Genomic DNA, 12,948 nt, shown 5'->3' with positions numbered 1-12,948 from the left:
ACGGTGGTGCAGACCTGCATCGTGCATCTGGTCCGGGCCTCGGTGCGCTGGGTCAACGACAACGACCGCAAGAAGGTCGCCGCGCTGCTGCGCACCATCTGCAGCGCGCCGACCGAGGCCGCCGCCCGCGCCCGAGGGCTCGGGACGAGCAGCATCGCAACCCACTGCCCCTCGCGGGTAGCCGTTCTCGCGGGTCGAGTCGCAGCACCCAGGTGCTCCGACCTGCGAAAACGCGGCTCGGCCTCCTACCGTAGGAGACTCCGTGCGATCACCATCCGCTGGATCTGGTTGGTGCCCTCGTAGATCTGGGTGATCTTGGCGTCGCGCATCATCCGCTCGACCGGGAAGTCGGAGGTGTAGCCGGCGCCGCCGAAGAGCTGGACGGCGTCGGTGGTGACCTTCATGGCGACGTCGGAGGCGAAGGCCTTGGCCGCGGCGCACAGCCGGCCCAGGTCCGGACCGCCGTTCTCGCCGCGGGCGGCGGCGACGTAGACCAGGTGGCGGGCGGCCTCGATCTGCATGGCCATGTCGGCGAGCATGAACTGCACGCCCTGGAAGTCGCTGACCGCCCGGCCGAACTGCCGGCGCTCGCGGGTGTACTCCACGGCCGCGTCCAGCGCGCCCTGGGCGATGCCGACGGCCTGCGCGCCGATGGTCGGGCGGGTGAAGTCCAGCGTCGTCAGCGCGGTCTTGAAGCCGGTGCCGGGCTCCCCGATGATCCGGTCGGCCGGGATGGTGCAGTCGGTGAGGTACAGCTCGCAGGTCGGCGAGCCCTTGATGCCCATCTTGCGTTCCTTGGGGCCGACGGCGAAGCCCGGGTCCTCGGCGTGCACCACGAACGCGGAGATCCCGTTGGCGCCCTGCTCCGGGTCGGTGACGGCCATGACCGTGTACCAGGTCGAGACACCGGAGTTGGTGATCCAGGCCTTGGTGCCGTTGAGCACCCAGCTGTCGCCGTCGCGGCGGGCGCGGGTGCGCATCGCGGCGGCGTCGGAGCCGGCCTCCCGCTCGGAGAGCCCGTAGCTGATCATCGCCTCGCCGGCGGCGATCGAGGGCAGCACCCGGTGCTTCAGGTCCTCCGACGCCGAGAGGATGATCGGCATCGAGCCCAGCTTGTTCACCGCCGGGATCAGCGAGGCCGACGCGTCGACGCGGGCGACCTCCTCGATCACGATGCACGTCGCGATCGGGTCCGCGCCCTCGCCGCCGTAGGCCTCGGGGATGTGGGTGGCGTGGAACCCGGCCGCGGTCAGCGCCTTGTGCGCCTCCACCGGGTACCGGGACTCGGCGTCCACCTCGGCGGCGAACGGGGCGATCTCCCGCTCGGCGATCTCCCGGACCGCGGCCCGGATCGCGTCGTGCTCCTCGGTCAGGGCGTACAGCCCAGCATTGTTACCCACGGGTAGAGAATAGGACGGCGCGCCCCGGATGACGATGCTCCCGGCTCCTCAGGAGGAGGCGAGTCGCTCCTGCAGGGCGGCGTCCCGCGCGACCACCGACTCGGCCAGCTCGGCCTGGAAGCGCTCGACCGCGGCCCGCAGCGCGGGGTCGGCCGCGGCGAGGATGCGGACGGCGAGCAGCCCGGCGTTGCGGCCGCCGCCGATGGACACCGTCGCCACCGGCACCCCGGCCGGCATCTGCACGATCGACAGCAGGCTGTCCAGCCCGTCGAGCCGGTCCAGCGGGCGGGGGACGCCGATCACCGGCAGCGGGGTCGCCGCCGCGACCATCCCCGGCAGGTGGGCCGCTCCCCCGGCGCCGGCGATGACCACCCGCAGGCCGCGGCCGGCAGCGGACTCGGCGTAGTCGAGCATCCGGCGCGGCGTGCGGTGCGCGGAGACGACGTTCACCTCGTGGGGGACGCCGAACCCGGCCAGCGCCTGGGCCGCGGGCTCCATCATCGGCCAGTCGGAGTCGCTGCCCATGACGATGCCGACCAGCGGGTTGTCCACGGGGCTCCTCAGTGCTCGGTCGCGAAGGCGAACGCCGGGTCGGTCTCGCCGTCGGCCAGGTAGCGGGCCGCCGCCACCGCCCGGGCGCGGACCCGGTCGAGGTCGTCGCCCAGCGCCGTCACGTGGCCGAGCTTGCGGCCCGGGCGCTGGCCCTTGCCGTACCAGTGCAGCTTCACGTCGGGCCAGTGCGCCATGAGGTGGTGCACCCGCTCGTCGAGCCCGGGGCCGCTCCAGCCCTCCTCGGCGGCCCGCCCGCCGAGGACGTTGGCCATCACCACGACCGGCGCGGTCATCGCCGTGGCACCCAGCGGATAGTCGAGGACGGCGCGCAGGTGCTGCTCGAACTGGCTGGTGCGCGCGCCCTCGATGGTCCAGTGGCCGGAGTTGTGCGGGCGCATGGCCAGCTCGTTGACCAGGACGGCGTCAGCGGTCTGGAACAGCTCGACGGCGAGCACCCCGACCACGCCGACCTGGGCGGCGATCCGGACGGCGAGCTCCTGCGCGGCGGTCGCGGTCTCCCCGTCCAGCCCGGGCGCCGGGGCGAGCACCTCGTGGCAGACGCCGTCCCGCTGCACGGTCTCGACGACCGGCCAGACGGCCACCTGCCCGAACGGCGAGCGCGCGACGACCGCGGCCAGCTCCCGGACCAGCGGCACCCGCTCCTCGGCCAGCAGCGTGCCGTGCCGGTCCACCAGGGCGGCGGCCTCGGCGGCGTCGTCCACCAGGAAGACGCCCTTGCCGTCGTACCCGCCGCGGGGGGTCTTGAGGACCACCGGCCAGCCGTGCGCGGCGGCGAACCGCTCGACGTCGGCGGTGCTGGCCACCTCGGCCCAGGCCGGCTGCGGCTCGCCACTGGCGGCGAGCGCCCGCCGCAGCACCAGCTTGTCCTGCGCGTGGACGAGGGCCTCGGGGCCGGGCGCGACCCGGTGGCCGGCGGCCTCCAGCGCGTGCAGGTGCTCGATGGGGACGTGCTCGTGGTCGAAGGTGACGACGGTGGCGCCGTCGGCGACGGCGAGCAGCGCGTCGAGGTCGCGGTGGTCGCCGAGCCGGACGTCGGCGGCCACGAGCGCCGCGGACTCGTCCGGGCCGGTGGACAGCACCCGGAGCGACTGGCCGAGGGCGATCGCGGCCTGGTGGGTCATCCGGGCCAACTGCCCGCCACCGACCATGGCGACGACGGGGAGCCCGGTGCGCGGGTCGAGTGGGGTGTCCATCGGGACGCGAGGTTAGCCGGTGGCGCCCTCTCACCCGACGCCGCCGTCCAGCAGCACCTCCCGGATGACCGCCCCCGCCTCGTCAGCGGCGCGTTGTGTGGGGTGGACGCCGTCCAGACTGGCTCCGGGTCGGTAGGCGCCCTCCTGAGTGACCCCGGTCCACGGGTCGACGAACTGCCACCCCCGCTCGGCGGCCAGCGTCCGCAGCCGGTCGTTGAACCCGGTCGTCGCCTCGGGCAGGGCGTCGCTCGGCGGGACGGCGGAGAGCAGTACGGCCCGAGCGCCCACGATGGCGGCCACGGCGCGCAGGTCGCCCTGGACCTGCTCCCAGCGGCGGCCGAGGAGCACGTCGTTCGTGCCCCCCATCAGCACGAGGACGTCGGCGTCCATGGGCGTGGCAGCCGCCCGCATGTCGGCCGTGGTGGCTCCGCCGATCGCCCAGCCGCCGCGGAACTCCAGCAGCGGCCCGCGAGCCGCGCTGATCCACGACAGGTCGCCACCCGTCCCCGGACCGAGGATGGGCACCCCGCCGGCGGTGATCGAGTCCCCCACCGCCACGAAACTGCGGAGCTCGGCCCGGGATGACGGTGCGGGGGCGCCGGCTGCGGCCGTCGAGACCGACGCCCGGCTCGCGTCGGCCCGTCCGTCCGGGGCCTGGCAGCCGGCGGACAGCGGGACCGCCACCACGACCGCCACCAGAACGGCCCCGAACGGAGCGGTTCGGCGCGGGTGGTGCACCGTTCCAGTGTCCCCGCGCCGACGGACCCGGGCCACCGGCGCCCCTCATAGACTCGCCTCGTGCCCGCCGACGCGCCCCTCCGCGGCCGACTGCAGGGCCCGTGGCGGCTCCTCCTCCGGGAGCTGAGCGCCTTCGGCACCGTGGGGCTGCTGTGCTTCGGCATCGACGTCGGCCTGTTCCAGGTCCTCTACACCGGCGGCGTCGCCCCCGTCACCGCCAAGCTCGTGTCGACGCTGGTCGCCCTGACCGTCGCGTTCCTCGGGCACCGCTTCTGGTCGTTCAGCCATCGGGCCCGGACGGGACTGGGTCGGGAGTACCTGCGCTTCGGCCTGGTCAACGCCCTCACGCTGGGTCTGGGGCTCGCCGTCATCGCCGTCGTCCGGTACCCGCTCGGCCAGGAGAGCAGCCTGGTTCTGCAGGCGGCCAACGTGGGGTCGATCGCCGTCGGGACGGTGATCCGGTTCACGTCCTACCGCTGGTGGGTGTTCCCGGCCGTCGACACCTCCGCGGGTGCCCTGCCCACCGCCGGCGCCGCCCCGGCCGTGCCGCGGGACGCCGCCGCGCGGGACTGAGCCGGCCTCAGACCTCGAGGGAGCGGGGCAGCATCCGGCGCATGCCCTTGCGCATGGGCTCCTCGACGAAGCGGAACAGCGCCCAGCCGCCGAGCACCGACAGCAGGAGAGCCGCCGCGACGAGCCCGCGCCGGGCGAGGGAGCTGACGTCGTCGGCCACGTCGGTCTGCCCGATGACGAAGAGCATCAGGTCCAGGAAGAACCAGTGGACGAGGTAGAAGGCGAAGGAGATCTGCCCTCCCCACACCAGCGCCCGGCTCGACAGCAGCTTCGAGACACCGCCCGAGCTGAGGGCCAGCGAGCCGATCAGCAAGGCGAACAGCGGGATCACGACGACGGACTCGGTCGACCCCCAGAGCGAGTGCCCGTTGTGACCCCACTCCTGCCCGAAGCGCGGCCGCCACACGGGGTCGAACTTCTGGAGCAGGTAGATGACGGCCACGATCCCGGCCACCAGGACGGCCGGTCGGAGCAGCAGGGGGACCTGGCGACCACTGCGGGCCAGCCGCTGGACGACGAGGGCCACCAACGCACCGGCGAAGAACTCGCTGAGCACCCGCAGCGCCACGATGCCCGGGATCATCTGATCGCCGTTCCAGGCGAGGTCCGAGCCGTCCTCCAGCGACAGGCCCACGATCACCATCGGCACGAGCGCGGCACCGGCGAGGAGGACGAGGGCCCGGGTGCGCAGCGTCGACTGCGCCTTGGCGAGGAAGAGGACCAGCACGCCGAAGACCAGGTAAGCCATCCACTCGGCGCTGATCGACCAGTCGATGGGGTTCCAGTCGTGGTGCTCGCTCCCCCACGACTGGATGAGGAGCACGTGCATGAGCAGCCGGCGCACGTCCAGGGACGCCGCATAGGCACCGTCCCCCGTGACCCACGTCTGGGCGATCCGGTAGGCGCCGTACACGAACAGCATGGCCACGGTGACCGGCCACACCCGCGACAGCCGCAGCCACAGGAAACCCAGCACCTTGCGCGGCTGCCAGCCCGAGGCCATCCGGTCCAGGTGCGTGAAGGTGAGGATGAAGCCGCTGAGGATGAAGAACAGGTCGACGCCGAGGTGGCCGACGTTGAACAGCGGAGTCAGTGGCCAGCTCTGCGGGAAGCTCTCGAGCAGGTACGGGCGGAAGTGGAAGCACGCCACCCACAGCGCCGCGAACGCCCGGATACCGGTCAGCTGCGGGATCACCCGCGGCAGGCCACGGGACGGCGTCGCGGCCTCGGTTCCACTCCGCGCGACGTCCGCACGAGGCCCCGTGGAGGGCACCGGCGGGACGACGCTGCGGCCGGGAGCCCGGCTGTCGATGAGCACCATGAACGTCACTTCCGTCGAGTGTGAGTTGCCCTGCCGTCCCAGACGGCGGCCTGGGCCACGGATCCTCGGCGGCCCTTGCAGTGCGTGCGTCCAACGTTACAGGGAGATACGGCTCCGTTGCGTCCTCGGGCTGAGTTCACACCCGCTCGCGCACCACCGGTCACAGCACCCACGCAGACCTCGATCACCGGGCCTGCCGGACACCCGAGGACTCATGCGGCGGCGGAGTCCGCGGCGACCGGCGCCCGGCGGGCGGACAGCCGGCGGTCCAGCCAGCGCACCAGCGCGACGGCGAGGAGGAAGTTCCCCACGACGTACACCGGCAGGTAGTACATGAAGTAGTAGGCCGGAGCGGACCCGAACACGATGCCGGCGTGCACCAGGAGGGCGAGCGACAGCAGACCCCACGTCCAGCGCCGCCGGGCCAGGCCGACGACGGTCATGGCGACCAGTCCGACGAGCGTGGGGATCACCGTCCACACCCAGGGCCGCAGGGCCGTTCCGGTGCCGTCGGACTGCATGACCAGGAGGGCGCGCATCGTGGTGTGCCGCACCTCGTCGTCCCACGGCTGCGCGCCGATGTTCTCCCGCTCGAAGGTGGTGAGCATCTCGTTCCCCGGCGCGTCGGTGAACAGCAGCCCCGTCGGGACGTAGGGCCGCGCCGGGTCGACGTTGTTCGTCGCGACGAACGTCTTCCACCGGGCCTCGAGGAAGTCCTCCGGGTTGTGCAGCACGAGGCTGACCACACCGCGGTAGAAGTCGTCGAGGTGGTCGGCGTAGTCCGGGCGCAGCGCCCCGGGTGCCCAGTAGCCAGGGATGTCCGAGTAGTCGGAGTACTGCCGCAGGTGATCGACGTCCATGACGGTGTCGATCAGGGCGAGGTCTGCGTCGACGTCCCCACCGGTGAGGTCCCCGTCGGCCACCATCACCGACAGCGGGTTGTACAGCGCGGTGAGCTGGTACTCCGGCCGGGACGTGGCCTGGGTCAGGACGAACCCGCAGGCCACGACCGCCAGCCCGGCCAGGGTGGCCACCACGGCCCGACCGTTCCTCCGCCAGAGCTCGCGCAGCAGGCCCAGCCTCGCGGCGACGACGGGGAGGAGGACCAGGTAGAAGATGCCCTCGGTGCGCCAGAACGCCATGAGGGTGACCAGCACGCTGTAGCCGACGAACTCGCGGTACCGGTCGCCGCGCAGGTCCGGCGCCAGCGCCAGGAGCAGCACCTTCCCGAGAGCCAGCAGCGCCACGAGGCTGTACGCGGTCATCCGCAGCGGGTGGTACACCTCGAACAGGACCGGCAGGAAGAGGAACGGGACGACGACGAGCCAGGCCAGGCGCCGGTTGTCCAGCACCGTCCGGATGCCCGAGGCGAGATAGCCCACGACGGCAGCGGCCAGCAGCATCTGCACCAGAACGATCCCCACACCGGTCGGCACGAGGTACAGGCAGAGCGTGTGGAACACGACCGTGAGGTAGTGCTGCCAGTAGTACGGGGCGAAGGTCTGCGCGGCGTGGAGCACGTGGAACTCGTCGAACGTCCAGTGCCCTGGGTAGACGAGCGCCGCGACCACCACCAGGACGACGAGGTAGGCCCCGCCCATCACCAGCCCCGCGCGCGTCCGGTCGTCGCCCGCCCGCAGCCGGGCCAGGAGGTCGACGACCAGCGCGACGAGGGCGAACAGCGCAACCGCGAAGACGCCCTTCAACACCCATGCCGGAACGGCGGTCACGTCGTCGACCGCGCCGAGCTCGAAGGCGACGGACTCGGTGAACGGGAGGACGAGCAGGCACCACGCCACGGTGACGCCGGCGCTCACCAGCCACTTGTTCGCGATGACCTTCTGCATGTCTCCCACTCGAGGCGCGTTCCCCGCAGCCCACCGGCCGGCACGCGGTGCGTGCCGGCCGGTGTCCGGGGCGTCCGGTCGGACGGTCCCGTGCCTGTCAGTTCCTCGTCACGGTGCAGCTGCCGCTGCCGGTCGTCGGGCAGGTGATCGTCCCGTGCTGGAACGTCGTCCGGCTGCCCTCGGCCACGGTAGTTGCCTCGCCGGTCGGGAAGCCCAGCTCGCTCCGGGGTCCCCCGAGCCCGCGGTAGGCCTCGTCGGCCGCCGTGAGGACGGCGAAGGACCCAGCCGTGCTGATGTAGATGCTGCCCTTCTGGAACGCCTGGGACCAGCCGCCGGGCAGGGAGCGCTCGAGCCCCGTCGGGAACCCGAGCGGGCTCGTGGCCCCGCCCATCGAACGGTACTTCGCGTCCATCCCGTTGACGGTCGGGTAGGCGCCGGCGGCACTGATGAACAGCGTCCCGTTCTGGAACTGCTGGGCCCAGCCACCGGCCACGGCCATCTCGGGACCGGCGGGGAAACCGAGGAGCCCCGCGGGACCCCCGAGGTCCTGGTAGGCGGCGTGGATCCCGTTGATCGTGGGCCAGGCACCCGCCGCGCTGACGTAGAGGACGCCCTGCTGGAACTGCTGCGACCAGCCCCCGGCGACAGTCCGCTCCACGCCGACCGGGAACCCGAGGGCACTCCTCGGCCCACCCAGCTCCACGTACCGCGCGTTGATCGCGTTGTACGTCGGGAAGGTCCCCTCGGCGCTGAGGAACAGCGAACCGCGCTCGAACCCCTGTCCCCAGCCGCCCGGGTAGGAGCGCTCCCCGGATGCCGGGAAGCCCAGCGCACTGTTCGCGCCACCCAGCTGCTGGTACCTGGCGTCGATCGCGTTGACGGTGGCGAACGACCCCGCCGCGCTGACGTAGATGGAGCCGACGCCGAACTGCTGCGTCCACCCGCCGGCAACGCCCCGCTCGGCGCCCTTCGGGAAGCCGAGGACCGTCGGTCCCCCGATTCGCTGGTAGGTGGCGTTGATCGCGTTGAGCGTGACGAAGGAGCCGTCGGCGGTCACGTACACCGCCCCACGCTCGAAGTTCTGCCCCCACCCACCGGGGAAGGTCATCTCGGGGCTCGTCGGGTAGCCCAGCGCGCCGCCCGGCCCACCGAGCTGCTGGTACGCGCCGTTGATGCCGTTGACGGTCGCGAACGAACCGGCCGCACTGACGTAGATGACACCGCGCTCGAACCGCTGCGACCAGCCGCCTGCCAGGGTCAGCTCCGGGCCGACCGGGAAGCCGAGGACGCCGTCCCGGCCTCCGAGCTCCTGGTAGCGGGTGTTGATTCCGTTGACCGTCGCGAACGAACCGGCCGCACTGACGTAGACGACGCCGCGCTCGAACTGCTGCGACCAGCCGCCGTTGATCGCCCGCTCCGGGCCGACCGGGAACCCGAGGACGCCGTCGCGGGCGCCGTTCTCCCAGTACTCCGAGTTGATGCCGTTGACCGTCGCGAAGGTGCCGGCGCCGCTGGCCCAGATCGACCCGCGCTGGAAGTGCTGAACCCAGCCGCCGTTGATCGTCAGCTCGTTGACCACAGGAGCACCGAGGACAGCCGGCCCGTCGTTGGACCAGTACCAGTCGCGGATCGTCCCGGTCACGATGAACTGGGTGGACCCGAACCAGTCGCTGAAGTAGCTGAAGAAGTTCCGGTTGCCGTACGAGGAGCAGCTGTTGCCCAAGCCGTAGCCGGCCGCCAGCGCGGCAGCGTTCGGCTGGTAGGGCGTGTAGTTGTAGAGGTTCGCCGTCGCCTGGTTCTCGATGTACACCTGCGTGGAGCCGCAGGCGCTGTTCGGGTGCCAGAGGATGGTGTTGTTCATCCCCGCCTTGTAGCCGTAGTTGCGCGGCAGGGTGGAGTAGCGCCGGAACTGCCAGGCGGCCATGTAGACCTGGTTGAAGAACCCGTAGTACTGCGCGTCGCAGGCCGCCGTGTCGGGGCAGCCGTAGCCCATGGCGATCCGGTACTTGCTCGCCGTCGGGCTGGTCGCGGTGACCAGACCCTGCTCCTTCTGCAGGGTGACGAGCAGGACCTGCGGGTTGATGCCGCAGACCTGGGCGACCTTCCAGATGACATCGGCCGCGCGCTCGTTCTCCCCTCCCGGATACGTCGCGCAGTTGGTACCGGTCCGCGTGAAGGTCGACACGCGGTAGTTCTTCATGCAGAGGTCGCCGGCGGTGCAGTTGGCCCCCTTCTGCACCAGGAAGGCCTGGATCTGGTCCGGCGTCATCGTCGAGGGGTTGAAGTACACCGCGTCGGAGACGATGTTGCCCGCCCGGAAGGCGCTCAGGTCGGCCGCCTGAGCCGGGGTGCTGGAGGTCTGGACGACGAGGGTCGCGGCGGTCGCCAGGACACAGACCACCGCCGCCAGCAGCCGGACCGCCCTGGTGGTCCGCATCAGGGGACCTCGACCTCGACGTCGCGGGACAGCGTGTCGCCGTCGGCCGCGGTGTACGTCACCTCACCGCTCCAGGAGCCCGGCCTCATCTCGGGAAGCGTGAGCTCGCCGCAGCTGGTCGTCCGCGCGTCGGGCACGGCCTCGACCGTCGCCGTCCGCTCGGTCGTCCCGTCGGAGAGCGTCAGGCCGCACTCACCGCCGTCCTCGAGGAGACCGGCGACGTACGCGCCGACCAGCACCGCACCGGTGGCGACGTCGAACCCGCTGTAGGTGACGACGAGGTCGGCCTCGGTCGGGCGCTCGGTGTCGAGCGCCGGCGACTCAGCGGCTGGATCGGGCTCCTCGTCCTCCTCGCCGGCTGCCGTGGCGGTGGCCGGCGACGCGCCGGTCGTGGACCCGTCCGCCCCGGTTTCCGCGGGGATGGTCGGCAGGACGGCCGTGGTCTCGACGTCGACGTCCTGCCCGCTACGGGAGACGACGAACGCGGCGCCAGCGACGGCCACCAGGACAACCAGGCCGATCAGGACGCGGCGGGACCGCTGCTTCATCTGTGTGACCTCGACTCGTGGACGTACTGAGCGCTGACGCGCCCGGGTGCGCCCCGCTGGGCCCGCGGCAGCCGTGCCGCACCAGAAGGGTGACGCTCAGTGAGTGCAGGCTAGCCAAGCGCACTTGCGGAACCGGCCCGACACGCGGTGTGACGGTTCCGTCACTTTGTTGCGGGTCAGCCGGCCAGGCGTGACCCCTGCCGCCCGGCGACGACCTCCAGCCGGGTGGGGATGCGGGTGCGCAGCTCCTCGAGGTGGCTGATCACCCCGACCGTCCGCCCGCCCCGGCGCAGCTCGTCGAGCACGTTCATCACCGCGTCCAGGGCCTGCGCGTCGAGGGTGCCGAACCCCTCGTCGACGAACAGCGTGTCCATCTGCACGCCACCGGCCTCGGACGTGACCACGTCGGCCAACCCGAGGGCGAGGGCGAGCGAGGCCATGAAGCTCTCGCCGCCCGACAGCGTCTTGGTGGGCCGGCGGGCGCCGGTGTACTCGTCGAAGACGTCCAGCCCGAGCCCGCCCCGGGCGCCGTGCCGGCCCTGGGCGTCGCTGTGCAGGAACGTGTAGCGGCTGCCCGACATCTCCTGCAGCCGCCGGCTGGCCACCTCGGCGACCTGCTCGAGCCGGGCGGCCAGCACGAAGGACTGCAGCCGCATCCGCAGCGTGTTGGCCCCGCGCCCGTTGACCAGGTCGGCGAGGCCGGCGACCTGCTCGGCCCGGGCCCGCCGCTCGGACAGCTCCACCTCCGCGGCGACCACGTCGCCGGCCAGGCCGTCCAGCGCGCGGCCGCACCGACGGGCCTGGTCGAGCGCGGTCACCGCCTCCTCGCGGCGGGCGGTGAGCTCGGCGCAGCGCCGCTCCAGCACCGCGACGTCCGGCCGGTCGGGCAGGTCGGTGAGCTCGGGGGCGGCGAGGGTGGCGACGACGACCGACCGGGCGGAGTCGTGCTCGGCCAGCCGGCGTTCCACCGCGGCGAGCTGCCCCGGCTCCAGCAGGGCCCCGGCCGCGTCCAGCACGTCGTCGAACGCCGCGGCGGCGGCCCGCCGCTCGGCGGCGACGCGGGCGGTGTCGGCGGCGGCACGGGCCCGCAGCTCCTCGGCCTCCGTCGCGACGACCGCCTCGCAGCGCTCCGCGGCGGTGGTCAGCCGCCGGACCCGCGCGGGCAGGTCGGCGTCCGCGCCGCGGGCGGCGTCGAGCCGCGCGGCGAGCTCGCGCAGCGCCTCCTCCCGCGCCGCCCGTTCCGCGGTGCGCCGCTGCAGCTGCTCGCGGTCTGACGCCAGCGCGGCCAGCGCCGCATCCCGGCCGGTCTCGACCCCGGCCAGCTCGCGGCGGGCGGCGGCGGCCGAGCCGGCCAGCCGCGTCGCCGCGGTCAGCTCGGCCCGCGTCCCGGCGGCCCGGGCGGCCAGCTGCTCCGGCGGCAGGTCACCGGCGCGGGCACGGAGGACGGCGAGCTCGCGCTCCCGCTCGTCCACGGCCTGCCGGGCGGAGGAGGCGCGGGCCTCGGCGGCGTCGGCCGCCGCCCGGGCGCGCTCCTCGTCGTCGGCGGAGACGGCCCGGCCGGTGGGGACGGCGGGCCGCGGGTGCGCGGCTGAGCCGCAGACCGGGCAGTCGGTCCCGTCGGCCAGCCCGGCGGCGAGCTCGGCGGCCATCCCGTCGAGCCGGGCAGCACGCAGCTCGACCAGCTGCTCGCGGGCCTCGAGCCACCCGAGGCGGGCCTGTTCGGCGGCCGTCCGCGCTGACGCGACCCGCGCGGCCACCTGCTCGGCGCGCGTGGCGGCGTCCAGGGCCGCGCGGGCGCCCTCCTCGGCGGCGGTGAGACCCGGCACCGTCGCCGCGGCGGCCAGCGCCGCGTCCAGGCGGGCCTGCGCGGTGGCGACCCGTTCCGGCCACCCCTCCGCGGCCCGGGCGCCCTGGGCACACCGGGTGGTGAGCGCCTCGACGTCCCCCTGGAGTGCGGCCAGGTCACGGGCCAGCGTGCCCGCCCGGTCGGCCTCGGGCACGAGGGCGCGGGCGGCGGCGGCCGAGTCACGGAGCTCCCGGGCCCGCACCGTGTCGGCGTCGGCGTGCTCGCCGACCTCGGCCCAGGCGGCACGAGCGTCGGCCAGCGCGGCGGCCGCCTGCTCGGCGGCCAGCGCCGTGCGCCCCGCGGTCTCCAGGACGTCGCGCAGCACCTCGGCGCGACGGCCGGCGTCGGCGCGGGCGCGCAGCGGGACGAGCTGGGCCTCCTGCGCGGTGAGCCGGTCGAGGTCCTGGCGGGCGCGGTCGCGGCGGGCGTGCCGGTCGGCGAGCGCGCGGGCCGCGGCCAGCTCGGCGTCGAC

At 73.4% G+C, this 12,948-nt stretch carries 11 protein-coding genes; 2 read left to right on the top strand and 9 right to left on the bottom strand.

Going from position 1 to position 12,948, the window contains the following annotated elements:
* Positions 1-3: 3 nt before the first annotated feature.
* Positions 4-303, top strand: a complete 300-nt coding sequence (locus MY526_RS13450) for a transposase (protein ID WP_436704073.1) — start codon at positions 4-6, stop codon at positions 301-303.
* On the opposite strand, the gene MY526_RS13445 is transcribed toward MY526_RS13450, so the two are convergent.
* Genes MY526_RS13445 through MY526_RS13430 form a run of 4 tightly spaced genes read right to left on the bottom strand, consistent with a single transcriptional unit; the run spans position 246 to position 3,718 of the window.
* Complete coding sequence (locus MY526_RS13445; protein WP_436692629.1) at positions 246-1,400, bottom strand: acyl-CoA dehydrogenase family protein; 1,155 nt, start codon at positions 1,398-1,400, stop codon at positions 246-248. The genes MY526_RS13450 and MY526_RS13445 overlap by 58 nt on opposite strands.
* Before the next feature lie 48 nt (positions 1,401-1,448).
* On the bottom strand, positions 1,449-1,952 hold the full coding sequence (gene purE, locus MY526_RS13440; protein ID WP_436704072.1) for a 5-(carboxyamino)imidazole ribonucleotide mutase: 504 nt from the start codon (positions 1,950-1,952) through the stop codon (positions 1,449-1,451).
* 8 nt (positions 1,953-1,960) lie between these two features.
* Positions 1,961-3,166 (bottom strand): 5-(carboxyamino)imidazole ribonucleotide synthase, encoded by a 1,206-nt coding sequence (locus MY526_RS13435; protein WP_436692627.1) that lies wholly within the window; start codon positions 3,164-3,166, stop codon positions 1,961-1,963.
* 30 nt (positions 3,167-3,196) lie between these two features.
* Positions 3,197-3,718 (bottom strand): SGNH/GDSL hydrolase family protein, encoded by a 522-nt coding sequence (locus MY526_RS13430; protein ID WP_436704071.1) that lies wholly within the window; start codon positions 3,716-3,718, stop codon positions 3,197-3,199.
* A 246-nt stretch (positions 3,719-3,964) separates the two neighbouring features.
* On the opposite strand from MY526_RS13430, the gene MY526_RS13425 reads away from it, so the two are divergent.
* Positions 3,965-4,477, top strand: coding sequence for a GtrA family protein (locus tag MY526_RS13425; RefSeq protein WP_436692625.1), 513 nt, complete (start codon positions 3,965-3,967; stop codon positions 4,475-4,477).
* A gap of 7 nt (positions 4,478-4,484) precedes the next feature.
* Here the strand turns inward: MY526_RS13425 and MY526_RS13420 are convergent, their stop codons facing one another.
* The 5 genes from MY526_RS13420 to MY526_RS13400 form a co-directional block, all read right to left on the bottom strand.
* Positions 4,485-5,798 (bottom strand): acyltransferase family protein, encoded by a 1,314-nt coding sequence (locus tag MY526_RS13420; protein ID WP_436692693.1) that lies wholly within the window; start codon positions 5,796-5,798, stop codon positions 4,485-4,487.
* A gap of 212 nt (positions 5,799-6,010) precedes the next feature.
* Positions 6,011-7,645, bottom strand: a complete 1,635-nt coding sequence (locus MY526_RS13415; protein ID WP_436704070.1) for a hypothetical protein — start codon at positions 7,643-7,645, stop codon at positions 6,011-6,013.
* Between the two features lie 97 nt (positions 7,646-7,742).
* Entirely contained in the window at positions 7,743-10,082 is a 2,340-nt protein-coding gene (locus MY526_RS13410) for an LGFP repeat-containing protein (protein ID WP_436704069.1), read from the bottom strand.
* Positions 10,082-10,630: a hypothetical protein gene (locus tag MY526_RS13405; RefSeq protein ID WP_436692622.1), complete on the bottom strand. Its 549-nt coding sequence runs from the start codon at positions 10,628-10,630 to the stop codon at positions 10,082-10,084. The genes MY526_RS13410 and MY526_RS13405 overlap by 1 nt, the downstream gene beginning before the upstream one ends.
* 176 nt (positions 10,631-10,806) lie before the next feature.
* The coding region (locus tag MY526_RS13400; RefSeq protein ID WP_436704068.1) for an SbcC/MukB-like Walker B domain-containing protein at positions 10,807-12,948 on the bottom strand (2,142 nt) is incomplete at its 5' end.

Source organism: Geodermatophilus sp. CPCC 205761, from assembly GCF_051383655.1.
Lineage (GTDB): Bacteria > Actinomycetota > Actinomycetes > Mycobacteriales > Geodermatophilaceae > Geodermatophilus.
This window is presented reverse-complemented; position numbering and strand designations above follow the sequence as displayed.